Annotated in this window: 18 protein-coding genes; 12 read left to right on the top strand and 6 right to left on the bottom strand. The window is 72.9% G+C overall.

From position 1 onward, the window contains the following. Positions 1 to 193: 193 nt before the first annotated feature. Positions 194 to 706 (top strand): hypothetical protein, encoded by a 513-nt coding sequence (locus ACIRL2_RS17495; RefSeq protein WP_395863857.1) that lies wholly within the window; start codon positions 194 to 196, stop codon positions 704 to 706. 70 nt (positions 707 to 776) lie between these two features. Here the strand turns inward: ACIRL2_RS17495 and ACIRL2_RS17490 are convergent, their stop codons facing one another. Next, the gene (locus ACIRL2_RS17490; RefSeq protein ID WP_395864071.1) at positions 777 to 1607 is read right to left on the bottom strand and encodes an IclR family transcriptional regulator; all 831 of its coding nucleotides are present in this window, start codon (positions 1605 to 1607) and stop codon (positions 777 to 779) included. Between the two features lie 302 nt (positions 1608 to 1909). Between ACIRL2_RS17490 and ACIRL2_RS17485 the strand changes: the two genes are divergently transcribed. The 7 genes from ACIRL2_RS17485 (at position 1910) to ACIRL2_RS17455 (ending at position 8125) form a co-directional block, all read left to right on the top strand. Then, a complete protein-coding gene (locus ACIRL2_RS17485; RefSeq protein WP_395863859.1) occupies positions 1910 to 2017 on the top strand; it encodes a putative leader peptide in 108 nt (35 codons plus the stop codon). A gap of 221 nt (positions 2018 to 2238) precedes the next feature. After that, positions 2239 to 3384 (top strand): ABC transporter substrate-binding protein, encoded by a 1146-nt coding sequence (locus ACIRL2_RS17480; RefSeq protein ID WP_402232982.1) that lies wholly within the window; start codon positions 2239 to 2241, stop codon positions 3382 to 3384. Further along, positions 3377 to 4423, top strand: a complete 1047-nt coding sequence (locus ACIRL2_RS17475; RefSeq protein WP_395863862.1) for an ABC transporter substrate-binding protein — start codon at positions 3377 to 3379, stop codon at positions 4421 to 4423. The genes ACIRL2_RS17480 and ACIRL2_RS17475 overlap by 8 nt, the downstream gene beginning before the upstream one ends. After that, a complete protein-coding gene (locus ACIRL2_RS17470; RefSeq protein WP_395863864.1) occupies positions 4420 to 5280 on the top strand; it encodes an ABC transporter permease in 861 nt (286 codons plus the stop codon). The genes ACIRL2_RS17475 and ACIRL2_RS17470 overlap by 4 nt, the downstream gene beginning before the upstream one ends. After that, positions 5277 to 6134 (top strand): ABC transporter ATP-binding protein, encoded by an 858-nt coding sequence (locus ACIRL2_RS17465; protein WP_395863866.1) that lies wholly within the window; start codon positions 5277 to 5279, stop codon positions 6132 to 6134. The genes ACIRL2_RS17470 and ACIRL2_RS17465 overlap by 4 nt, the downstream gene beginning before the upstream one ends. After that, positions 6135 to 7049, top strand: coding sequence for an ABC transporter substrate-binding protein (locus ACIRL2_RS17460; RefSeq protein WP_395863868.1), 915 nt, complete (start codon positions 6135 to 6137; stop codon positions 7047 to 7049). Then, positions 7046 to 8125, top strand: coding sequence for an LLM class flavin-dependent oxidoreductase (locus ACIRL2_RS17455; protein ID WP_395863870.1), 1080 nt, complete (start codon positions 7046 to 7048; stop codon positions 8123 to 8125). The genes ACIRL2_RS17460 and ACIRL2_RS17455 overlap by 4 nt, the downstream gene beginning before the upstream one ends. An 85-nt stretch (positions 8126 to 8210) precedes the next feature. Here the strand turns inward: ACIRL2_RS17455 and ACIRL2_RS17450 are convergent, their stop codons facing one another. Then, positions 8211 to 9002 (bottom strand): SDR family NAD(P)-dependent oxidoreductase, encoded by a 792-nt coding sequence (locus tag ACIRL2_RS17450; protein WP_402232976.1) that lies wholly within the window; start codon positions 9000 to 9002, stop codon positions 8211 to 8213. Between the two features lie 135 nt (positions 9003 to 9137). Here ACIRL2_RS17450 and ACIRL2_RS17445 point away from each other — a divergent pair, with 135 nt between their 5' ends. The 3 genes from ACIRL2_RS17445 to ACIRL2_RS17435 all read left to right on the top strand — a co-directional run bounded on the left by ACIRL2_RS17445 (position 9138) and on the right by ACIRL2_RS17435 (position 10862). Beyond that, entirely contained in the window at positions 9138 to 9743 is a 606-nt protein-coding gene (locus ACIRL2_RS17445) for a TetR/AcrR family transcriptional regulator (protein ID WP_395863874.1), read from the top strand. Positions 9744 to 9803: 60 nt separating this feature from the next. Then, on the top strand, positions 9804 to 10499 hold the full coding sequence (locus ACIRL2_RS17440; RefSeq protein WP_395863876.1) for a glycerophosphodiester phosphodiesterase: 696 nt from the start codon (positions 9804 to 9806) through the stop codon (positions 10497 to 10499). A gap of 156 nt (positions 10500 to 10655) precedes the next feature. Further along, on the top strand, positions 10656 to 10862 hold the full coding sequence (locus ACIRL2_RS17435; RefSeq protein ID WP_395863878.1) for a hypothetical protein: 207 nt from the start codon (positions 10656 to 10658) through the stop codon (positions 10860 to 10862). A gap of 69 nt (positions 10863 to 10931) precedes the next feature. Here the strand turns inward: ACIRL2_RS17435 and ACIRL2_RS17430 are convergent, their stop codons facing one another. Further along, positions 10932 to 12635 carry a SulP family inorganic anion transporter gene (locus ACIRL2_RS17430; RefSeq protein WP_402232973.1) on the bottom strand — a complete coding sequence of 568 codons (1704 nt, stop codon included), beginning with the start codon at positions 12633 to 12635 and terminating at the stop codon, positions 10932 to 10934. Between the two features lie 1140 nt (positions 12636 to 13775). Between ACIRL2_RS17430 and ACIRL2_RS17425 the strand changes: the two genes are divergently transcribed. Beyond that, entirely contained in the window at positions 13776 to 15557 is a 1782-nt protein-coding gene (locus tag ACIRL2_RS17425) for a protein kinase (RefSeq protein ID WP_402232970.1), read from the top strand. 80 nt (positions 15558 to 15637) lie between these two features. Here the strand turns inward: ACIRL2_RS17425 and ACIRL2_RS17420 are convergent, their stop codons facing one another. From ACIRL2_RS17420 to ACIRL2_RS17410, 3 genes are all read right to left on the bottom strand, one after another. Then, complete coding sequence (locus ACIRL2_RS17420) at positions 15638 to 16819, bottom strand: hypothetical protein (RefSeq protein WP_402232967.1); 1182 nt, start codon at positions 16817 to 16819, stop codon at positions 15638 to 15640. Positions 16820 to 16848: 29 nt separating this feature from the next. Next, a complete protein-coding gene (locus ACIRL2_RS17415; RefSeq protein ID WP_402232964.1) occupies positions 16849 to 19455 on the bottom strand; it encodes a right-handed parallel beta-helix repeat-containing protein in 2607 nt (868 codons plus the stop codon). 12 nt (positions 19456 to 19467) lie between these two features. Next, a partial coding sequence (locus ACIRL2_RS17410; RefSeq protein WP_402232961.1) for a hypothetical protein occupies positions 19468 to 23656 on the bottom strand: 4189 nt, incomplete at its 5' end.

Here is a 23656-nt window from a genome sequence, read left to right as displayed (position 1 = left end):
GTGGCAATTGTCGAACCCGTGTCGTGGATGGCGGCCCGGGGACGTGTCGGCGGGGGCGGGGCAGGCCGCCTGTCGAGGGGTGGGGCCAGCCCCACCCAGAGAGGGAAGTGGGCACCATGGGGAATGTGTTGCGCGATCCCTAGGTTTGAACCAGACGGGCCGACAGGGCTCGCAGGGGGTCAAGGAGAGTCACGTGAACAACCGCAGCCGGGTCGCAGAGCAGGACACCACTCAGCCGTCGACGCCCGGTACGGTCGCCTCCTTCGCTCGCTTCGTGGTCTTCGGCGGCGGTACCGGACTGGCTTCCAGCGCCGCGCTCGTCGGCCTCTCCGGCCACCTCCCGATCGCCGCCGCCAACGCGGTGGTCACCGTGGCGGGCACGCTCCTGGCCACCGAGTTGCACAGCCGGTTCGCCTTCCGGGCCGGGCGCGCCAACTTCAAGGCGCACGCCCAGGCCGGTGGGTCGGCCGTGGTCGCCTACCTGTTCACCACGGCGGCCGTGCTGGGCCTGCACGCGGTCCAGACCGCGCCGAGCATCATGGTCGAGCAGGGCACCTACCTGGTCGCGTCGGGCGTCGCCGGGCTGGCCCGATTCGCCTTCCTGCGGCTCGCCGTGTTCGCGGCGCCGAAGGCGCGTTCGGCCAAGACCGTGACCACCACCCGCACCCGCGTGCTCGGCCGCGACGCACTGGTGGCCGCCGCCTGACCCGACCGACACGACACCCCCAAGCGCAGGGTCCGCCCCGTGACTCCGGACCGGAGTCACGGGGCGGACCCTATTCCGTGGGCAGCCCCGACTCGCGCAGTCGGCGTCGATGCGGCGGCAACAGAAGTACCTCCAAGGCATCCGCGCACGCCTGGGCCCGGTCGCGGAACCACGGGATGCGCTCGTCGGTCATCACGGCGGGCGTGGACCGCACGGCCAGGGCCGCGTGCGCGTGGCCGGCCCGGTTCAGGATCGGCACCGCCAGGGTGCGTACACCCGGGACCGACTCGCCGTCGTTGAGCGCGTAGCCGACCGCCCGGGCCGCCTGCAGCTGGGCCCGCAACGCCGCCGGGTCCACGATGGTGCGCTCGGTCTGCGGGGCCAGCGGCAGCAGCGGCTCCAGACCGCCGTCCGCCGGATCGGCCCAGGCCAGCAGTACCTTGCCCAGTGCGGTCGAGTGCAGTGGCCGGCGCAGACCGAGCCCGGTGCCGGGCTGGACCGAACTGCCGACCAAGACCAGTGCGTGCCGACCGCTGCGGATGGCCAGGTCGGAGGTCGCCGAGGTGCGCCGGGACAACTGTTCCAACTCGGGCGCGGCGTGGTGCAGGCCGCGCTGGTGGTAGGCGAGCAGGCCGAGTTCGGCGACCACGGGACCCAGCCGGTAGCGGCTGGTGCGGTCGTCCTGATCCAGGAAGCCCGCGCCGACCAGGGTGCGAGCCAGGCGGTGCGCGGTGGACACCGACAGGTCCATCCGGCGGGCGATGTCCGACGCGCTCAGGTCGGTGCCGGTCGCCCGGAAGCAGTGCAGGATGCCCAGGGCACGCTGGACGGCCTGCGCGCCGGAGGGTGCGCGCGGTGCGCTCGGGTCCGCCGCGCCGGCGTGCGCCGCGCGGGTGGGCACCGCGGGTGTGTCCGCCGCGTCCGTGTCCGCCGCGTTCGTGTTCGGCGCGTTTGCATGTGCCGCGGTTGCGTCCACTGGAACCCCCAACTCGCCGTTCGACAGGCGGTTTTCACCATACGGCAAGGCGATCGACCACTGTGGGCCACGATCCGTGCCGGAGAGCATCAAGGTATCCCACATCATGGGAAGGTTTGATCGCGCGGTGCGGATCATGCCAGGATCCCCCCGATGCGCCTTTTGGCGCGCCGGGCGCTCCGCCGGGCGTGCCCGTGATCGACGAAGCAACCGAGAGGGAGGCCCGCGTGTCCGCAGACGCGTTGTACACCGCGCCGTCCTCCACCGCCCGCGCGCTGCTGACCAGCCGCCGGCACATCGACCTCGCGCGCGTCTCCAGCGCCGGCTGTCGCTGACCCACCCCCCGCACCGAACCCCGGTACGCCCGCGCCCGAGCGATCGATCCGATCGACGTCCGGCGTCCGCGCGCTGCCTGATCGATGCCTCTCACGCATAGGTCCCGACCACGCGTGACCCGTTGCCCCCTGCCCGGACCGACGCGGTCCCGGGTCGATCCGCGCCGTGCCCGACCGGGCCGCGGACCCCCGCCGCCACCAACGCGAACGGAAGTATCGCCATGACCGCCGTGACCGGCGCCCGTCCGGACGAACTGTGGTTCACCCGCTGTCCCGTGCCCACCGCCACCGGCATCGCCGCCGATCTGGGGCTGCTCGACGCCGAGTTCGCGGCCGAGGGCATCACCGTCCGCTCGCTGCAGGACGTCTCCGCCGACGTGGCCGCCGACCACCACTACACGCACGCGCTGCCCGGGCTCTTCCGCGAGGGCGGCAACGTGCCCGCGCTGTGGGCGCGTTCGCGAGGTGAGGCGACCCGGCTGGTCGGACTCACCTGGATCGAGGAGAGCCAGGCGATCCTGGTCCGCGCGGACAGCGGCATCAGCGCGCCCGAGCATCTGCGCGGGCTGCGGCTGGCGATTCCCCGGCACGACATCGCGATCGACTTCTGGCGGGCGATGGCACTGCACGGCTTCGCCGGCGCGCTGTCCCTGGCCGGCGCGACCCTGTCCGACGCACGTCCGGTCGAGGTGCCCGCGGCGCGCGGGATCGGCCAGTGGGAGGCCGAGTTGGCCGCGCTCGGGCGCGGTGACGTGGACGCCGTGTACGTCAAGGGCGCGCTCGCCGTCGAGGCGGCGGCGCGGCACGGCGCGGTCGTGGCGGTCGACCTGGACGCGGCGGTCGACCCGCGAGCGCGGATCAACAACGGCACGCCGCGGCCGATCACCGTGCACCGGAATCTGCTGGACCACCACCCGGACCTCGTCTCCCGCTTCCTCGCGGTGCTGGTCGAGGCGGCCGACTGGGCGCCGGGACATCCCGCCGAGGTGGCTCGGATCCTGGGCGCCGAGACCGGTGCGGGCGCGTTCGGGGTGGCCGGCGCATACCGCGAACTCGGCCCGGACACGCTGCGGATCGACCTCTCCGCCGAGCGCCTGGACCTGCTCGCGCGACAGGAGCGCTTCCTGTACGGACAGGGCTTCCTGGCCGAACCCGTGGACGTGCGCGCGTGGGCGGACCCGGAGCCGCTGCGAGCCGCGCGCGAACTCGCGGACGCGCGACGGACATCGGCCGAGGACGCGCCGCCACCCGAGAACTCCGCCCGCCCCTTCGACGTCGCGCCGTCGCCCGCCGGGCGCGCGCACCCCGAACAGTCGCTCGACCCCGAACCGTCCCGGATATCCACGCTGGAGGCATCCCATGAGTAGCCGACCCCCTCGCCGTCACACCCGTCTGCTGTCCGCCGTCGCGCTCGCGACCGCGACGCTGATCGCGCTGACCGGCTGCGGCTCCTCGTCGAAGGACGCCAAGGCGTCGTCGGCCGCGGGCGACACCAAGACCGGCATCACGCTGCGCATCCCCGACCCGGGCAACAACGGCGTGCTCGCACTCGGCAAGAAGGACGGTTCCCTGGACGCGGCGCTCGCCAAGGTCGGCGCCAAGGTCTCCTGGACCGGCAGTGCGGGCCCGTTCGCACCGGCCGCGCAGGCGATCAACGCCGGCCAACTCGATGTCGCGCTCGGCTCGATCACCTCCGCCGTCGCCGCGCTCGGTCAGAAGCCGAGCTTCAAGCTCTTCGGCGCCACCGCCCCCGACCTGGCGGGCGAGGGCATCCTGGTCAAGAGCGACTCGAAGATCCACTCGATCCGGGACCTGGTCGGCAAGAAGGTGGCCTGCTCGCAGGGCGGCACCAGCGAATACCTGCTGCTGGCCGCGCTCGAACAGGCCGGCATCCCGGCCGACAAGGTCGAGCGGGTCTACCTGCGCGCCGACCAGACCGCGCCGGTGTTCGCCGCCGGCCAGGTCGACGCGTGGGCCACCTGGGCCACCTACTCGGTGCCCGCGCTGGCCTCCGGCAACGCGCGATTCCTCGCCGACGGCCGCGCGCTCGGCTCGGACAACTACTCGGTGTGGGCGGTGCGCAACGCGTTCGCGGACAAGCACCCCGAGGTGGTCAAGGCGTTCTACGCCTACCTGCACGAGGCCGGCACCAAGGAGATCGCCGACCCCGCCGCGTACATCAACGTCTTCACCGACTCCGGCCCCACCGCGTACGGCGCCGAACCCAAGCGCATCCAGACCGACTTCACCCGGCAGGGCGCCACGGTCGAGCCGATCCGACCGGCCGATGTGGAACGCTTCGGCAAGGTCGCCCAGTTCTTCCTGAACCAGAAGGTCACCCCGAGCCTGGTCGACGTCAAGCCGCACCTGCTGGACGTGGCCTCCCTCGCGGGAGCGACCGGATGAGCGCGCCCACGCTGGTCAAGACCGAACCCCGGGTGCGCGAGTACCCCGGTCTGGTCACCCCGCGTCCGCGACTCCCGCGCTCCCGACCGCGCTTCCTCAGCCCCGCGCTGCGGGCGATCGGCCCGCTCGCGCTGGTCGGCGGCTGGGCCTGGGCATCGCACAGCGGAGCGCTCAGCCCGGACCTGCTCGGCTCGCCCGCCGACGTCTTCCGCGCGGCGCGCGAGATGTGGGACAACGGCCAACTCCCGGACGCGCTCCGGGTCTCGCTGGGTCGGGCCGGCCTGGGCCTGGTGTTCGGGCTCACCATCGGCCTGGCCCTGGGCGTACTCACCGGCTTCTCCCGCCTGGGTGAGGAACTCCTGGACTCCACCGTGCAGTTGTTGCGCACCGTGCCGTTCCTCGCGCTGGTCCCGCTGTTCATGGTGTGGTTCGGCATCGGCGAATCGGCCCGGGTGATCCTGATCGCGGTGGCCACCGCGTTCCCGATGTACGTCTCCGCCTCCGGCGGGGTGCGCAACGTGGACCGCAAGCTGGTCGAGGCCATGCGCAGCTTCGGCGTCGGCCGGATCGCGCTGGTGCGCGAGGTGGTCCTGCCGGGCGCGCTGCCCGCGCTGCTCTCCGGGCTGCGGCTGTCCATGACGCTGAGCGTGATCGCGCTGATCGCAGCCGAGGAGATCAACTCCACGGCCGGGATCGGCTATCTGATGAGCCAGGCGCAGAGCTTCTCGCGCACCGACATCCTCACCGTCTGCATCCTGGTCTACGCGATCCTCGGTCTGCTCGCCGACGCCCTGGTGCGCATCCTGGAACGGGTGCTGATGCCGTGGCGCAACCAGGGGCAGGGGGCGGGCCGATGAGCACCGATCGCACCCGCTCCGCCGAGGTCGCGGTACACATCCGGGGGCTGCGCCGGGTGTTCGGTACCCGCGCCGTCCTGGACGGTGTGCACCTGGACATCGCCCGCGGCGAGTTCGTCGCGCTGCTCGGCGCGAGCGGTACCGGCAAGACCACGCTGCTGCGCATCCTCGGCGCGCTCGATCGCAGCGACGGCGGCACGGTCCTGGTCCCCGAGGCCCGCACCATCGTCTTTCAGGAACCGCGACTGGTGCCGTCCAAAAGGGTGTTGGCCAATGTCGTGGTCGGCCTGCCGCGAGGTCGGGCCACCCGCGAGATCGGCCTGCGCGCGCTGACCGAGGTCGGTCTGGAAGGGCATGCCCAGGCCTGGCCGGCGACCCTGTCCGGCGGTGAGGCGCAGCGCGTCGCGCTCGCCCGGGCACTGGTGCGTGAGCCGGAACTGCTGCTTTTGGACGAGCCGTTCGCCGCGTTGGACGCGCTGACCCGGCTGCGCATGCAGGACCTGGTCGGCGAGTTGTGCCGGGTGCATCGGCCTGCCGTGCTGCTGGTCACGCACGATGTGGAGGAGGCGATCCGGCTGGCCGACCGGGTCGCGGTGCTGCGGGACGGAAACCTGGTCACCGACGAGGTGGTCGCGGTGGACCGGCCGCGCGACCCCACCGATCCGGCGTTCGCGGCGCTGCGCCGGCGGTTGCTCGCCGATCTGGGCGTGCGCACGCCGGATTCCGGATCCGCCGGGGCGTCCTTCCACCCCGCCTCGGCCGGCAGCGGCCCGTCTTCCGAGCCTTCCGCGTCTTCCGCGTCGTCCTTCTCCTCGTCCTCTTCCTCGTCCCCGTCTTCGACCGGAGTGATCTGAATGACCGTCACCATCGGTGTCCATGGCAGCAACCCGTCGTTGTACCTGCTCGCGCGGCTGGGCATCCTGGAGCGCGCGTTGGAGCCGCTGGGGGAGAGCGTGACCTGGGTGCCCGTGGAGGGCACCCGGGTGGGCGAACTGCTCGGCGACGGCACGATCGACTTCGGCGGGACCGGTTCGACGCCGCCGATCGTCGGTCAGGCGCAGGGCCACGACATCGTCTACGTCGCGGTGTCCGCGCCGCGTCCCGGGCACGGTGCGTTGCTGGTCGCCGACGAGGGCCCGGTGCGCGCGCCGGCGGACCTCAAGGACGGCACCGTTGTGCTGAGCATCGGTTCGTGGCAGACCCACTTCGTGGCCAAGGCGCTCGCCGACGTCGGGCTGTCCTATCGGGACGACATCACGCCCGTGCGGCCGGTGGCGGGACAGGACCAGGCCGCGCGGCTGCGTTCCGGGGAGATCGCCGGCTGGGTCGCGCAGGGGCCCGAGCTGGTCGCCGCGCTGCGTGAGCCCGGACTTCGGGTGCTGCACCGGGTCGGCGACGTGATCACCGACCGCTCGGTGTTCTTCGCGCGCCGCGCGTTCGCCGAGGAGCGCGCGGAGGTGGCCGCTGTCGTGGTGGCCGCGCTGCGCGAGGCCGACGAGTGGGCCGCGGCGCACCTCGACGAGGCAGCCGGGTTGCACGCGGCCGAGCTGCCGGGCGCGCGGGCGGACTGGGCCGAGGCGCTGGCCGCGCTGCCGTGGCGACTGGAGCCGGTACCGGCCTCGTTCATCGCCGAGCAGCAGGAGGCCGCGGACATCTTCGTGGCGAACGGGTTCATCGACCGACCGATCACGGTGGCCGACGCGCAGGTCGACGCGTTGACGCCGCTGGTCGCCGGGGCGCTCGCGGCGACGGTCGGCGGTGCCCGATGAGCACCGAGGTGTTGTGGTACGTGATCCCGCGTGAGGGGCCGTATCCCTGGGAGCCCGCCGGCCGGCGTCCGGTCGACCTGGCCTACCTCCAGCAACTCGCGGGCGCGGTGGACCGGTTGGGATTCAGCGGCGCGTTGCTGGCGACCGACCTGTACGACGTGTGGTCGCTGGGCAGCGTGGTGGCCGCGGCGGCGCCGACGTTCCGACCGCTGCTCGCGGTGCATCCCGGGCTGATCGCGCCGACATTGCTGGCCAAGATGGCGCTGAGCTTCGAGGCGTTGTTCGGCGCGGGGCGGCTGCGTTTCAACGTGGTCAACGGCTCGACCGAGGGTCTGCGCGAGTACGGGCTGCACCTGGACCACGACGAGCGCTACGAACTCAGCGCCGAGTACTGGTCGATCGTCCGGCGACTGACCTCGGGCGAGGTGTTCGACCACAAGGGGAAGTTCTACGACCTGCGGCAGGCCGGCGCGGGGCTGCGCGAGCTGCACCGGGACGGCGGGCACGTCCCGATGTGGTTCGGCGGCTCGTCGCCGGCCGGCATCGAGATGGCCGCGGAGCACGTCGACGTCTACCTGACCTGGGGCGAACCGCCGCACCTGCTCAAGGAGAAACTGGAGCGGGTCCGCGAGCGGGCCGCCGCGCACGGGCGTTCGTTGCGGATCGGACTGCGGCTGCACCTGATCGTGCGGGACACCGAGAACGAGGCGTGGGCGGCGGCCGATCGGCTGCTGGAGGTGACCAGCCACGCCACCTACGCGCGGCAGTTGGGCCAGGCGGCGGACGCGGACGGGGTGGGCTGGGAGCGGCAGTTCCGCCAGCACGGAGGTCGGGTCCCGGCTCGGGCGCGGGAGTTGGAGGTGTACCCGAATCTGTGGCCCGGGATGGGGCTGTTCCGGCCGGGGCCCGGGACAGCGGTGGTCGGTTCCACGGCTCAGGTGATCGAGCGGTTGCAGGAGTTCGAGGCGATGGGGGTGGACACGTTCATCCTGTCCGGCAACCCCTTGCTGGAGGAGGCGTACCGGATCGGCGAGACGGTGCTGCCGGCGCTGGGGGTGCGGCCTCGGGTGGGGTGAGCGCCGGCGGGGCGGGCGTACGGCGGGGCCTGTACGGCGGAAGACCCCGTCGTACCGCTTGGGCCGCCCGGGCGGCATGGGAGGCTCAGGCGGCCTTGAGTGCGCCGCCGTCGACGAGGTGGTCCGTGCCGGTCACGCTGCCCGCGAGCGGGGAGAGCAGGTAGGCGACCGCGGTCGCCACCTCGGCGGGCTCGACGAAGCGGCCGGTGACCATGCCGGTCGCGCCGGGGAGCGCGGCGAGCAGCTGTTCGTGGGACAGGCCCATGGATGCGGCCAGTTGGGCGCCGTAGCCGTCCGGCGCCTCCCACATCGCGGTGCGCACGGCGCCGGGGGAGACCGTGTTGACCCGGACGCCGCGCGGCCCGAACTCCTCGGCGAGCGCCTTGCCGAACGCGGTCAGCGCGGCCTTGGCGGTGGTGTACGTCACCGGCCCGCCGTGCGGCATTCGGGCGCCGATCGAGGAGATGTTCACGATCGCGCCGCGTGCGTCGAGCAGTGCGGGCAGCGCGGCGCGCGTGGTGCGCACGGTGGCCAGGAAGTTGAGGTCGAACGAGGCGAGCCACTGGTCGTCGGTGAAACTCAGGAAGCCGCCGGTCTGATCGTCGCCGCCCGCGTCGCCGCCGCCGACGTTGTTGACCAGGATGTCGAGCGGGCCGAACTCGGCCGCGGCGCGTTCGGCGAGTCGGATCGGCCCGTCGGGTCGAGCCAGGTCCACGGTCATGGTCAGGGCGCCGGTTCCGGCGAGCTCCGGGGTGAGGGTGCGGGAGGCGGCCAGAACGCGGACGCCCTCGTCGACGAGGGCGGACACGATCGCCAGGCCGATGCCTCGGCTCGCGCCGGTCACCAGGGCGGTCTTTCCGTCGAGACGCAGATCCATGAGGGCTCCTTGGGTAGTGCCGTGCTGCCTGCCGCGAAGCACTAAGTAGTGCTTCGTTGATGCATTGAAGTTAGAACATGCATCACCGATGTTGCAAGTAGTCGTTGAGTGGCGACTTTGTCGTACAGTTCGATGGTGACTTCGAAGGCGAGTGGTACCGGGGATCGCACGCGACCGCTGCGCGCGGACGCGGAGCGGACCGTGCGCGCGATCCTGGAGGCGGCCGAGCGGGTGCTGAGCGCCGATCCGGCGGCCACGATGGAGCAGGTCGCCGAGGCGGCCGGGGTGGCCAGGACGACGGTGCACCGTCGGTTCGCCACCCGCGAGGCGCTGATCGCGGCGATGAGTGTGTGGGCTGCCCGACAGTTCCACGACGCGGTGACGGCCGGGCGGCCGGAGACCACGCCGCCCGCCGTCGCGCTGTACCAGGTCACCGCGAACGTGCTGCGGGTGAAGCTCGCGTGGGGCTTCGCGATGACCGCGCGGCGCACCGACGACGCCGAGGTGGCGCACGTGCACGCCGACGTGCGCGACCGGTGCGATCGGCTCTTCCGGCGGGCCAGGGAGGCCGGAGTGCTGCGTGCGGACGTCGACCTGGACTGGACCCGGCGGGTGTACTACGCGCTGATCCACGAGGCCGCGCAGGAGGACCGCGGCGAGGACGCGGACGCGCTCGCGACCCGGATCGTGGACACCCTGCTGCGTGGATTCGGCGGGCCCGACGGCGCCTTGGCGCGATGAGCCGGGCCGGCCGGCCCCCGTGTACGGTGTGCCCGCCGGTCCCCGATCGAGAGGTTTGTCGTGACCCTGGCCGTGGCCCACCGAGGCGACCCCCGGCGTTTTCGAGAGAACACCCTGCCGTCGTTGGCGAGCGCCCTCGACCAGGGCGCCGACCTGGTCGAGATCGACCTCGAGATCACCCGGGACGGGCACCTGGTGCTCCTGCACGACGCGACGCTGCGTCGGTTGTGGTGGCGCAACGCGCGGGTCCGGGACCTGACGTTGGCTCAGGTCCAGGAGATCGGCCGGCGCGGGAAGTACCGGGTGCCCAGCTTCGGCGAGGCATTGGAGCTGATCAAGGGCACTCGGGGCGGGTTGATGGTCGACTTCGGCGAGATCGAACTGGCCGAGCCGGCCGTCGACGCGGTCGATCGGCACGGAGTGAACGAGCGGATCCTGTACGTCGGCGGGCCGGTCGCGATGAGCCGGGTGCGCGAGCACGCCGCGCACGCGCACATCGGGCTCAGCGGCGACTCGTTCGCACGTGTGCCGGACGCGGCGGTGCTGCGCGATCTGCGGCCGGAGTACATCAACCTGCGCTGGCGGGCGTACGACGCGGCCTCGGTCGAGCGTTGTCATGCGGACGGTTATCTGGTGAGCGCGTGGACGGTGGACTCGCCGCGGGTGATGCGCCGGCTGGTGGCGATGGGCGTGGACATGATCATCAGCAATCGCGTCGGGCGACTGCTCGGTGTGCTTGCGGAGGGGCAGGGCTGAGCCCGCGGGGCCGGCGGCCGGACGGGACGGCGGGGCCGAGCGGAATGGTGCCGCGCGGGAGGTCGTCGCGGAGGTCTCGTGTGCGGCGGTTACCGTGGCGGGGCAGTCCGGGCGCGTACCCCGGTGGTCTGCTCCGCCCCGACGCGAGGAACCGTGATGACCGAACCAGCCCCGGAGCCCGGCGCGTCCGCGCCGTCCGCGCCTGTTCCCGCGACCGCTTCGCCCGCGGCGGTATCGCGGCGGCCTCGGGAGACGCAGAAGCAGACCGAGAAGGGCATCCTGATCTGGCTCTGCTTCTTCCTGTTCGTCACGCACATCATCGGCGGCGTGTTCTGGCTCGCGTTCCACTATCTGGGCGAGTAGTGGCGGGCTCCCCCGAGGGTTTCCCTCGACGGGTTCGCGGGGCGGGCCTGCGGGGCGGAGAGCGCGCCGTCAGTGGCCCGCCGGTTTCGGGCGGCCGGCGCGGGCGAGTTCGCGGGCGTGCCGGATGGCGCCGCGCGTGTCCGGGAAGACCAGGTGGTCCCGGCGCAGATGCTCGGCGATCCGCAGCGCGTCCAAGACCTGATCATGGTCCGGCTGGACGCCGGAGAGCAGTACGGTGACGCCGCGCACCTCCAGGTCGGTGATCGCCTCGCCCAGGACGCCGGCGCCGGTCGCGTCGATCGCGGTCACCCGGGACATCCGCAGGACGACCACCCGGACGTCCTGTACTTCGGACAACCGGGTCAGCAGGCGGTGCGCGGCCGGGAAGAACAGTGGCCCGTCCAGGCGGAACACCGCGACGTGGCCGGTCGAGGGTGGCCCGGGCGTGCCGTGAGTCCCGGCCCGGGCGTCCTCCTCCGCGTCGTCGGCGGGGATCGGTACCGGCTCCAGTCGGGCCGAGCGGGTCACCTGGCGCAGCGCCAGGACGACGGCGAGGGCGATGCCGATCACCACCGCGGTGACCAGGTCCACCGCGACGGTCACCACGAACGTCACCACGAGCACCGCGGCGTCGGCGCGCGTGGAGCGGGCCAGCGCGGCCAGTGAGGAGACCTGGACCATGCGCACGCAGGTGGCCAGCAGTACGCCCGCCAGTGCGGGCAGCGGGATGTGCGAGACCAGGCCGGCCGCGCTGAAGACGATCACCGCGAGCACGACGGCGTGGGTGAGCGCGGCGAGCCGGGAGGACGCGCCGGCGCGGACGTTGACGGCGGTTCGGGCGATGGCCGCGGTGGCCGGTACGCCGCCGAACAGGGGCGTGGCCAGATTGGCGATGCCCTGGCCGAGGAGTTCGCGATCGGGGTCGTGACGTTGGCCGGTCGTCATCCCGTCGGCCACGCTCGCGCACAGGAGCGACTCGAGGCCGGCCAGGGCGGCGACGGCCAGGGCGGAGGGGAGCAGCACGACCAGCATCGACGCGTCGAGGAAGGCCAGGGACGGGGCGGGCAGGCCGTTGGGCAGGTTGCCGATGCGGGCCACGTCGAGGGTGGGCAGGGCCTCGGCCAGGAGGGTCGCGGCGGCCACCGCGAGCAGCGAGAACGGTACGCCCGGCCGCCATCGCGCGCCGACCAGGAGCAGCGCGGCTACGCCGAGGGCCATCGCGGGCGCGTCCGCGTCCGGGTGTTCGAGAAAGCGGAGGGTGGCGTGCCCGGCGACCTGCCACACCTTCTCGCCCTCGCCGGCCGCGCCCAACGCGGCGGGCACCTGCTGGAGGGCGATCACCACGGCGATGCCTGCGGTGAAGCCCTCGATGACCGGCAGCGGCAGGTACTTCGCGGCCCGGCCCAGGCGTAGTACGGCGACCACGACCAGCAGTACGCCGGCCATCAGGCCGACCATCAACACGCCGTCGGTGCCGTGGCGTTGCACGACCGGGACCAGGACCACGGTCATCGCCCCGGTCGGTCCGGACACCTGGAGGTTGGATCCGCCGAACACCGCCGCCAGCGCGCCCGCGACCACCGCCGTCACCAGCCCGGCCTGCGCGCCGACCCCCGACGCCACGCCGAACGCCAACGCCAGTGGCAACGCGACCACCGCGACGGTGAGACCGGCCAGCAGATCCCGCCCCGGCGCGCGGCGTATCGCCGGCAGATCACCGGGCCCCGGCAACAATCCGGCGACCCGGCCCCATCCCCTGAAGAACGCTTCCATCAACGCCCTGACCTCTCGTCGGCCGAGGCGACCCCGCACCCGTTCGGGCATGCCGAATCGCCATACCCCGCACACCGGTTCGTGTGCCGCGTACCCGGCCCAGATCCGGGCGCCCGGGTCAGGGCGCCGTCGCATCGCCCTCACACGTGGGGGCGCGGACCCCTCGCGGGGCCGTGGGAGATCGGGTGTCGTGTGATCCGTGTCGTCAGGTGGTCCACATCCGGCGAACGCGCGAATCGCGGCGCGGCCCCATGGCGGGGGCACTCTCGCCTCTACGCCGACCCTAGCAAGAAGTGATGATCAAAATAACCGATAGTCCTACATCCATCACGTTCCGCACCCAACCACCACGCAACCCCTGGCGGGGGGCGAGACGAGACGGGCGCGGGGCGGGGCGGTGCGGTGAGGGGCGGGGCGGGACGGGTGCGGGGACGGGCGGAGAGGGACGGGGCGGGCGGGGCGGGCGGGGCGGTGAGGGGCTGGTTGGGGCGAGGCGGTGGCGGTGGATGCGGCTTGGGGTGGGGCGATGCCCGCGAACGCAACCGAGCGAGTCGGCCGGCGAGCCTTGGGCCCCGGGTCGGCGTGCAGGGGTTCGCATGGCGGGTTGGGGTGGTGAGTGCGGCTTGAGACTGGACTTAATGCCCTTGGCCACAGCCGAGCAACCTGGCCGGCGAGCCTCGGCCCCGGGTCGGCGCGTAGGGGCTCGCATGGCGGGTTGGGGTGGTGGGTGCGGCTTGAGACTGGACTTAATGCCCTTGGCCACAGCCGAGCAACCTGGCCGGCGAGCCTCGGCCCCGGGTCGGTGCGTAGGGGCTCGCATGGCGGGTCGAGGTGGGACGCAATGTCCCTGAGCGCGGCCGTGCAATCCGGTGGGCGAGTCTTGGGCTCCGGGGCGGTGTGTAGGAGTTCGCATGGCGGGGCGGGGTCGTGGGTGCGGTTTGGGGTGGGGCGCAGTGTCCCTGAGCGCGGCCGAGCAATCCGGTGGGCGAGTCTTGGGCTCCGGGGCGGTGTGTAGGGGTTCGCATGGCGGGGTGGGGGAGGGGCGTTTGGCGGGGCGACGGGTGGGTTCCGGCGAGGGAATTGCCCACGATGCGGCCGGCGATTGCCGGTGTGGGAGTCCGGATTTGTAGGGTGTGCCGCATGACCCCGGGTGTACCTGGCAGACGCGTGATCGACGGCCGCTTCGAGTTGCTGGAGCGGCTCGGTGGTGGCGGCATGGGATTGGTCTGGCGGGCGCGTGACCTGGCGCTGGAACGCGAGGTCGCGCTCAAGGAGGTCCGGCCGCCGGACCCGGCGCTGCTGGAGGACGATCCGACCGCCGCGCGGATGTTGCGCGAGCGGGTGCTGCGCGAGGCCAGGTCGCTGGCCCGGCTGAATCACCCACACGTGGTGACGATCCATCACATCGTGGATGCCGCCGAGGTTCCGCACCCGTGGCTGGTGATGGAGCTGGTTCCGGGCGGCTCGCTGCACGACCGGTTGACGGCCGGGCCGATCCCGCCCGTCGAGGCCGCCGCGATCGGCCGGGGCGTACTGTCCGCGCTGAGCGCCGCGCACGCGGCCGGGATCCACCACCGCGACGTCAAGCCGGGCAACGTTTTGCTGCGCGCCGACGGCAGCCCGGTGCTGACCGACTTCGGTATCGCCGCGCTGCGCGAGTCGACGAGTCTGACCGCGACCGGGGACCTGATCGGCTCACCCGAGTACATCGCGCCCGAGCGCATCCGCGGCGAGGAGGACAACGCCGCGTCCGACCTGTGGTCGCTGGGGATGATGTTGTACGTGGCGGTCGAGGGGCAACATCCGCTGCGTCGGGCGACCAGCCTGGCCACGCTCGCCGCGGTGTTGACCGAGACGGTGCCGGCGCCGATCCGCGCGGGTGCGCTGACCCCGGTCCTGGAGGCGCTGCTGGTCCGCGATCCCGCGGCCCGCCCGGACGCGGCGCACCTGGACCGGCTCTTGGCCGAGGCGGCCGGCGAGCCGACCGGGCGGCCCTCGTCACAACACACCACCTCGGCGCTGCCGGTCGCCGACGCCCTCGCCTGGCAGCCGGCCGACCTCGGCGGCGGTCGCGCGGCGGACACCGGACCGGCCTGGTCGGGCGCGGACCGGGTCGGCGCGGAGGCGAACTCCGTTTCCTGGCAGGCATCGTCGACCCCGCCGCCGTCGTCCGTACCGCCTTCCTCGCGCTATGCGACGCCGTTCACCCCGGCCGAACCGCAATCGCCGGACCGGCAGCGGGCCCGCCGAACCCGGATCATCGCCGGTTCGGCGGTCGGCACCGCCCTGGTCGGCGGGTTGGTCGCGCTGGTCCTGGCCTCCCAACTGGGCGACACGGGTTCGGACTCGGACAAGAAGGCCGGCGCCGGCAAGCAGGGCAGCGACAGCGCGCGCCCCACCCCGTCGCCCTCCGTGCCGGGAATCCCGGTGGACTCGATACCCACCCGGCCGTCGGCGACGCGCACCACCAAGCCCCCCGCGGAGACGGTGAACCTGCTCACCCCCACTGCCATCCGCGGCCTGATCGAGGCGATGGCCCCGGTGATCGGGGGCACCAAGGTCAAGGAACTCAACGTCTACGACAAGTACGCCTTCACGGAGGCGCCCGTCGCCGGCAACGCCCGCCTGTACGACCGCTTCTCCTACCGCGACGGCGTCACCAAGAAGGAAACCGGCTCCGGGACCGACCGGGACGACAAGACCATCGACCTGACGAAGGTCAACTGGGACGCGCTCCCGGCACTGATGGCCAAGGCCGACAAGGAACTGGGCATCACCACGCCCAAGAACCACTACGTGATCCTGGACATCGGACTGATCGACCGGGTGCCGGCGCTGAAGATCTACGTCAGCGACGACTACGGGGGCGGCTATCTGCGGGCCGACCTGGACGGCAAGGTCGTCAAGATGTACCCGCGCTGAGCGGCGCACCGTGCAAGGCCGGTGCCGGCCGGGCCGCGAAGGGCCCGGCCGGCGGGAAGCGGCCGACGGAAGCGGTCGGGTCAGCGGTCGTAGCAGAGCACCCGCGCCTGGCCCGCGGCCAGGTGCGCGTACGTCTTGTCCGAACCCACCCAGTCCTCGCCCCGGTTGACCATGCGCAGCACGACCTTGCCGTCCTTGACCGGCAGGCTCACGCCCTGGATCCAGGCGCCGCGGTGCGCGGTCTGGTCGACGGTGAAGGTGGACCGGACCGGAGCGGAACCGCTGTCGGTGTCCAGCACCTGGTAGAACGCGGGCTTGCCGGCCGCGTCGCGCCAGGTGGAGCCGCCGGGCACGTACACCTGCACCGAGCAACTCTTGGCCTTGGCACCGGCGTTCCAGGTCCATACCGCCGCGACGCCGGCATCGTCCTTGGTCTTGGAACCGGACATCGGGATCGCCCAGAAGTCGTCCCCGCACCCGGCCGTGCCCAGGCCGCCGCTGCCGACCTTGTACCAGCCTTCCTTGCCGTCGCTGTAGTCGCCCTGTACCCGGAACCCGGCGCCCGAGTTCGAACAACCGAGCCCGGCATAGCCGTTGTAGACCTGCTGCGGCCCCTGGGCCGGGGCGACCGGCGGCTTGGCCGGAGTGCTCGGCGGCGGCACCGGCGGCTTGGCCCCCGACGTGCTGCCGCCACTGCCACCGCCGGCGACCGGACCGCCCGGAGTGGACCCGCCGGCCCCGGGGACGGTGGAACCGCCGCCACCACCGCCCCCGCCGCCACCCGCGCCACCGCCGGCCACCGCGCCGCCGCCCCCGCCGGCCGCACCGCCGTTGTAGGCCACCGAGCCGCCCGCCCCGGTGCCCGGCACGCCGCCCGGCTGGTAGCCGACCGGCGCACCGCCGGGCGGACCCTGCGGTGCGACGGGCGTGCCGTCGGCACCGACCGGAACCCCCTCGACCGGGGCCGGTTCGGCGCTACCCGGGGAGCCCCAGCCGGCGGGAGTGCCCGGCAACGCGGCGTTCGCCGCGACGTGTTGCACATCGCGGCGCGGGTGCGAGGGGGTGGTGCCAGGCGCGGCCAGCAGCGGCACCAGCACGATCGCGCCGGTGGTCAGCGCCGCGGCGCCGCCGATCGTGCCCCAGACCCGCAGGCCGGGCACCGGGCCTCGGGCGCCTGCGCCGGGTCGGCGGGCGAAGGTGGCCGCGAAGCCGTTCGGGTCGTCGGGGGAACCACCGTTGTGCGGGCGGTTGTTGGCGGGCACGGGGACTCCAGGTGTCGGGGGGAGGATGCTCACGCGGTCGCGCCCGCGAGGGACGCGGGCAGGTCCGCGACCTCCAGGGCGATCAGTTGGGCCGCGTCGGGGTTGTCGAGTTCGGCGACCCGGCCGGCCTGACGTTCCGTCATCTCCTGGAACGCCTGCCGGGCCGATCGCCCGTTGCCGAAGCCGCCGCCGCGGGTCATGCCGGCGAACAGCGCGAGCAGTTCGGCGCGCGCGGCGGGGGTCAGTTCGTAGCGGTGCCGCTCCGCCTGGTGCTCGACGATGGCCACGAGCTGCTCGGCGTCGTAGTCCTCGAACAGCAGCGTGCGGGTGAATCGGGAGGCCAGGCCCGGGTTGGAGGCCACGAACCGGTCCATGTCGTCGGGATATCCGGCGGCGATCACCACGACGTCGTCGCGGTGATCCTCCATCAGCTTCACCAGCGTGGCGATCGCCTCGGAGCCGAAGTCGTTGCCGCCGGCGAGCGGCGACAACGAGTAGGCCTCGTCGATGAACAACACGCCGCCGATCGCCCGGTTGAACGCGGCGGCGGTCTTGGGCCCGGTGTGGCCGACGTACTCGCCGACCAGCGCGCTGCGGTCGACCTCGACCAGGTGGCCGTGGCCGAGCAGTCCGAGCGCCTTGAGCAGCCGGCCGTACAGCCGTGCCACCGTGGTCTTGCCGGTGCCGGGGTTGCCCGCGAAGACCAGGTGCCGGCTCAGCGGCGGCGCGGGCAGCCCGGCCTCGACCCGGAGCCGGACCGTCTGCATCAGCTTGGCCATCGACGCCACGTCGCGCTTGACCCCGTCCAGGCCCACCAGCTCGCCGAGTTCGGCGAGCAGGTCGGGCAGGCTCTCCTCGACCACGTCGGGCAACTCCGGCACGGACGCGGCGCCGGCCGAAGGTCCCGGCGCGGCGCCCGCGGTCGCGGCGGTCACGAGCCGCGCGTCGGTGCCGGCGCCGAGCGCGGGATCGCAGTCGTCGAACACCGGCGCGGCGTTCGGGTCCGTGCTCAGGTCGTCGGTGCACTCGCGCACCCGGCAGCGGCGGAACAGCGGATCCGCGCCGCCGCCCACGTGCAGCGCCGCGTAGCCGGCGCCGATCACGTCGCACCCGGTGAAGGTGCCGCCGGCCTGCTCGGCGACGTACAGGCCGTTCTTGCCCGGCCGTTCGATCCGCAGACCGTGCACCGTGGGACGGGCGCCGGTCCACACCACCAGGCCCGAGCCGGTGCAGTCCTCGATCGAGCCGCCGGCCAGCTCGGCCCGCGAACCCGCGTCGAACACGATGCCCGCGGCGCCCGCGCCGGTGACCCGGTTGCCGGCCAACTCGGCGACGCCCTCGCCGGTGACCTCGATCCCGGTCCGCCCGGCCGCGCGCACCGTGCAGCCGGACACCCGCGACCCGGTCGGCGAACCGATCCCGATCCCGGTCGCGGTATCCGCGACCAGGCAGCCGGAGAGCGCCGCCGAGGACCGGCCGGTGACCGCGATCCCGGTCATCGCGGCGGCCGAGACCGTACAGTCGGTCAGCTCGGCCCGGGCGGTGTCCGCGGTGTGCACGCCATGCTCGGGAGTGCCCCGAACCCGGCAGTCGGCCAGCTTGAGCACGGCGGTGCCGGCGGCGTGCACCGCGCCGTAGCCGGAGTCCAGGATCCGGCAGTCGGTCAGGTCGGCGCCCGCGCCCTCGGTGAGCAGCACGCCGTTGGTCGCCGAGCGGCGCACCGCGCAGCCCTGCGCGACCACCCGCGCGGTGCCGTCGAGCACGATGCCGGCCGCGGCGGCGTCCAGGATGCGACAGTCGGTCAACTCGGCTCGGGCGCTGCCGCCGAGTCGGATGCCGGCCGCGCCCGGCGCGCTCACCCGGCTCTCGCCCGCCATGGCCGAGGACGCGTCCTCCAGCAGCAGGCCCACCCGCCCGCAGCCGTGCAGCACCGAATCGGTCAGCCGCAACATCGCCCGGCCGCGCAGCCGGATGCCCGAGCCGGACGTGGCCTCCAGGCGCAGCCGCGCCACGCCCACCCGCGCATCACCCGACAGCACGATTCCGGTGCCCTCGATCGCGCTCACCTCGACGTCCTCGACCCGGGCCCGCGCGTCACCGGACACATGCAGGCCCGCGAGCCGCGCGCCGCGCATGCGGGTGCCGGTGAGCAGCAGCGCCGAGGTGCTCCCGGCGGCCGTCGGCGCGGCGTCCAGGTCCGGATCGGCGCCGTCCCCGTCGGGCCGGTCCGGCCCGCCGCGCACCTCGATCCGGCCGCCCGTCACCGTGCAGTCGGCCAGGATCAGGCCCGCGCCAGGACCCACGCTGACCGCCGGCGCGTCGGTGCCCGCACCGTGCACGCTCAACCCGCGCACCACGCAGTCCGCCGCGTCCACGGTGATCGCCGGGCCCCGGTCGGTCGCGGTCAGCACCACCTCGCCGCCGCCCGGTTCCGGACACAGCGTCACCGACCGGGCCAGCAGCAGGGATTCGGTGTAGTGGCCGGCGGCGACCCACACGGTCGCGCCGGGGGACGCGGCCAGGACCGCGTCCGCGATCCGGCGATGCGTGCCGCGGCCCTTGGCGGCCACCCGGACAGCCGCCGGCCCGGTGCCGCTCCCTCGATGGTCGATGCTCGACACCTGTGCGCTACGCACCCTTCTGCTCTTCTAGTACCAGTACGGATGGATGGCGCCCCGCAGCGTCGGCGTGAGCCAGCCGCTGAAGACCTTCTCGAGCGACTTGAAGGCGATGTTGAGGACGAACTCGTTGAAGCCCTGCCGGTGGAACAACCGCCCGCCCGCGCCACTGAGCGCGACGTTGCGCGCCAGTGCCACGCTGCCGTTGCTCAACATGCCGGAGAACGCGGACAGTCCGCCGTCCAGGAACGCGTCCCAGCCGGTCAGCTTGTGGTTGAGGCCGTCGGCGCCGGTGATCCCCCACACCGAGGCGTTCATCGCGCCGTTGACCCACCCGGTGATCCCGCCGAGGCCGACGTTGAAGCCGAAGTCGTAGGTGCCGCTGCGCCACCGGATCGGCGTCTCGTTGCCCGCCCACTCGTTGGCCCAGGTCTTGTCGTGGTTGCCCGGGCGACGGCTCCAGTGCTTGCCGCCGTCGATGTTGCCCAGACCGCTCTTGGTGTCGCCCATCCAGCGGGTGTGCGTGAGCCTGTTCTCGTGGATGAAGGTGCCCAGCGTGGTCTTGACCGCGGAGCCCACCGCCGCGTTCGCGAACGACTTGAGCACGTCCTTCCCGGTGAACGGCTTGTTGTTGATCGCCGCGTTGATGCCGTTGGCGATCAGGTTCGCGGCGAACTCGATGACGAACTCCTGCCCGAACTCCAAGAGGGCCTTCTTCGCGATCACCGACCAGTACGGCTGGTAGGCGGCCTCGGCCAGACGGATCGCGCCGGTGGCCGGGATGTTCGGCAACCCCTGCAACGCGCCGCGGAACCGCGTCGCGTCGATGCCCTGCCGGCCGTCCGTCCACGGCATGCGCTGCCCCTCGCGGATCCGCCGTCCCCAGCCGCGCAGTTCGCTCAACGGGCCGCGGAAGTCGTACTCGGTGCCGATCGCCTGCCAGCGGCCCAGCGAGTCGGTGGTGATCACCACACCACCGTCGGTGCGCCGGCCGAGCAGATGGTCGCCCGCGCTGTAGTGCCGCCACTGGCCGCGCCACGCGTCGGTCTCCAGGTAGGTGCCGTCCGGCATTTGCTCGCGGGTACGCACCGCCGAGCCGTGGTCGAACTCCTTCCACGTGCCGGGGGCGGGCGTCGTGTCGCCGCCGGGGTGGTACTCGCGCACCCGAGCGGGCGCGCTGTCGCCGATGTGCGGCGGGGTTTCCCGGACCACCACGTTCGCACCGGTGGAGGGTCGGTATTCGTCGCGGAAGAGCAGGTTCTTGTGGTCGGTCGGATGCGGCTCCCATCGGCCGTTGGCGCCGCCCTCGGGATTCCACCAGGTCCTGACCTGCTCACCCGTTTGCCCGGTGGCACGGGGGTGCGGTGTCTCCGCGCCGTTTCGGCCGAACTTCTGCCACTTCCAGCCGTCGGTCTCGGTCCGCCACGCGTCGACGTACTTGCCGCCGTCGAGCATCCGCCGCTCGCGCACCAGGTTGTTCCGTGCGTCGAAGTCGCGGAAGGAGTCGTCGAACGGCAACTTGGGATCGTCCGAGCCGCGGAAGAGAACCCGCTTGCCCTCCGTGACGTTTCCGTTGGAGTCGACCGCCTGCCAGTCCCAGGTCCGCGCGGTCGGCTTCCCGGCCGCGGTGACCGTGACCTGCCCGGTGCCGTCGGCGGTCGGCCAGGTGTGCCGCTGCCCGGTCGGGTAGCCGTGGCCGTCGCGCTGCACCCAGTTGGCGTTCGGGTCGGCGACCGGGTTGCCGGCGGGGTCGTGGTGCGGCTGGGGGGCGTTGTACTCGCGCACGTTCCCGTTCGCGAAGCCCTCGCGGACCACCCTCGGGTCGGTGCCGTCGGCGGCGAACCGGATGTCCTGCCAGACCGCGTCGCCCGGAGCACCGCCCGGGGTCTCGATCCGGTAGCCGGTCGTGCCGCCGTCGTTCCACGGCACCGACCCGGCCGGCGCGTTCGGGTGCGGGGCCACGGTGTCGCCGACCTTGAGCGTCGACCCGCTGTGCAGCTTGGTCTGCGAGCGGGCGAAGGTCCCGTCGGCGTGGATGTCGACGTAGCCCCCGTCGTCGCCGACGAACCGGGCACCGGAGTGCGACAACGGCTCGCCACCCGCCGGATTCGGCGTGGTCTTCTCCCACGCGAACATCTGGTACCGGGTGTCCGGGCCGAGGAAGGCGTGGATGCCGGTGGGTTGGGTGCCGCCGTCGCCGAGCATGCGGCGGGCCCACTGCGGCGGGCGCTGCTCGGAGACCCGGTTCGTGGTGAAGGTCGAACCGTCCGCCTTGACCTCGTGCTTGCCGGACTCCTTGCCCTGTGGCGACTGCTTGTCCCAGGAGGGCTGCACGTCCCAGGTCGTGTGTGCGGGATCGGTCGGCCTGGCCAACGGGTGTTCGACATAGTGCCGCGCGTTGTTCGGCGAGTGCAGCGGCCCCCACTGCTTCTGGACCAGGTCGCCGCGGGCGGGTGTGTTGCCGTGCGCGTCGGGCCGCGCGATGGTCCGGTCGCTCCACCCGCCGTCGGCGTGCGGTGTCCGCGGGCCGTGCGCGAGTTCGTTGCCCGTTGCGTCGTAGCGGTGCCAGGTCCAGCCCGTGTCGCCCTCGATGCCCAGCGTGTGACCGGCCTTGCCGTCGAACTTCTGCAATGTGTCCCGGGATTCGCGAACCACGGAGCCGCCGGAATCCACGTCCTGCCACCCGAAGCCGGACGTATCGAACCTGCGGGTACCGGAGTTGGCCACAGCGCCATCCACGCCGTACTCGACCCACGTGGTGCGCCTGCTCGTGCTGCCGAACCCGCTGAGGTCGGTCCGGCGGAACGCGTCGAGGGTGTTGCCACCGGGCAGCAGTCGGCGCTCGAACACGTCGACCTTGCCGGGCGTGGCCGACTTGAGCTTGATACCGCCGTTCGCGGCGCCGCTCGCGTCGACGGTGCCGCGCTCGAAGCCGTTGCGCTCGAAGCCGGCGGGCTTGTTGACATCGGCCGGAGGGGTCACGCCATCGCGGTACTCCTGCCGCCAGGTACGGGCGTGATGATCCACCACGTACTGGTGGTCCGTGCGGCGACCGTCCCTGAGGACGTTGAAGCCCTCGTGGCCGAGCGATCCGTCGTTACTGTGGGTACGGAACTCACCGTGGCGCGGGCTGTTCGGCTCGTTGATCGTGACGCGCAGCTCACCGGTGACCGGATCCCTGGTCACCGTGCGGGCCGGCCCCGGTACGCCCGGCGCCTCGACCAGGTGCACCGTCGGCGCGGCGCCGGTCGCGTGATCCACCGTCACTCGCGCCGTGGGCGCGGCGGCGGACGGATCGCGCAGGACGATCGTCTCGTGGGTCAACGCGCCGCTGTTGTTGTCGAACACCCGGTGGCCGCCATGCGCGTCGTCGACCCGGATCCCGTCCGGGGTCGAGGTCGCGGACCGCGCGGAGCCCGGATCGAACGCGTTGTCCAGCATCAGGGCGGGCCCGGCCGTCGGACGGTCCACGTACCCGATTCGGGTGCCCGCCGCGTCGAACAACTCCTGGCCGCTCCCGACCGGGTTGCCGCCGGCGTCGAACCGCTCGTACGTCCGGGCTCCGCCCGGCTGCGGTTCGACGCGGTAGCCGCCGCCGGGGTGGGTCTGCACGACCTCGGGTCGAAGAACGCCGTGCGTGTCGGTGAGCCGATGTCCGGTGCCCTCGGCCACCACGAAACGCGGATCGCCCGCGCCGCCCAACGCGATGCCGCGCTCGGCGACGGCCCCGTCGGCGGTGTAGCGCACGGACGCGCCGCCGACGTTGTCGGTGACCCGGTAACCGCCCTGTACGGCGGTGACTTCGCGGCCCGGAACGAGCGTGCCGTGGGTGTCGGTGAGGGTGAGTCGGCCGTTGCCCGCGTCGACGACGAAGTGGGTCTCATCGGCGCCGGCGCGCAACGGGGTGCCGTGCTCGATGGAGCCGTCGGTGGTGTTGTAGCGGGTGGAGGTGTTGGTGGTGGGGTCGGTGACGCGGTAGCCGTCCTGTATCGCGGTGACTTCGCGGTTGGGGATGGGTCGGCCGTCGAGGTCGGTGAGGGTGAGTCGGCCGTTGCCGTGGTCGACGACGAAGTGGGTGTCGTTGCCGCCGAGTCGGGTGCTGTGCTCGATGGAGCCGTCGGTGCTGTTGTAGCGGGTGGAGGTGTTGGTGGTGGGGTCGGTGACGCGGTAGCCGTCCTGTATCGCGGTGACTTCGCGGTTGGGGATGGGTCGGCCGTCG

The organism is Embleya sp. NPDC127516, assembly GCF_044765325.1.
Lineage (GTDB): Bacteria > Actinomycetota > Actinomycetes > Streptomycetales > Streptomycetaceae > Embleya.
The sequence above is the reverse complement of the archived record's forward strand: the minus strand, read 5'-3'. Positions and strand labels throughout refer to the sequence as shown.

What these genes read in the sequence shown, in the direction of transcription:
- ACIRL2_RS17480 (WP_402232982.1), top strand. Translation starts at nt 2,239, where the DNA reads ATGACCGCCGTGACCGGCGCCCGTCCGGACGAACTGTGGTTCACCCGC.
- ACIRL2_RS17475 (WP_395863862.1), top strand. Translation starts at nt 3,377, where the DNA reads ATGAGTAGCCGACCCCCTCGCCGTCACACCCGTCTGCTGTCCGCCGTC.
- ACIRL2_RS17470 (WP_395863864.1), top strand. Translation starts at nt 4,420, where the DNA reads ATGAGCGCGCCCACGCTGGTCAAGACCGAACCCCGGGTGCGCGAGTAC.
- ACIRL2_RS17465 (WP_395863866.1), top strand. Translation starts at nt 5,277, where the DNA reads ATGAGCACCGATCGCACCCGCTCCGCCGAGGTCGCGGTACACATCCGG.
- ACIRL2_RS17460 (WP_395863868.1), top strand. Translation starts at nt 6,135, where the DNA reads ATGACCGTCACCATCGGTGTCCATGGCAGCAACCCGTCGTTGTACCTG.
- ACIRL2_RS17455 (WP_395863870.1), top strand. Translation starts at nt 7,046, where the DNA reads ATGAGCACCGAGGTGTTGTGGTACGTGATCCCGCGTGAGGGGCCGTAT.
- ACIRL2_RS17450 (WP_402232976.1), bottom strand. Translation starts at nt 9,002, where the DNA reads ATGGATCTGCGTCTCGACGGAAAGACCGCCCTGGTGACCGGCGCGAGC.
- ACIRL2_RS17435 (WP_395863878.1), top strand. Translation starts at nt 10,656, where the DNA reads ATGACCGAACCAGCCCCGGAGCCCGGCGCGTCCGCGCCGTCCGCGCCT.
- ACIRL2_RS17430 (WP_402232973.1), bottom strand. Translation starts at nt 12,635, where the DNA reads ATGGAAGCGTTCTTCAGGGGATGGGGCCGGGTCGCCGGATTGTTGCCG.
- ACIRL2_RS17425 (WP_402232970.1), top strand. Translation starts at nt 13,776, where the DNA reads ATGACCCCGGGTGTACCTGGCAGACGCGTGATCGACGGCCGCTTCGAG.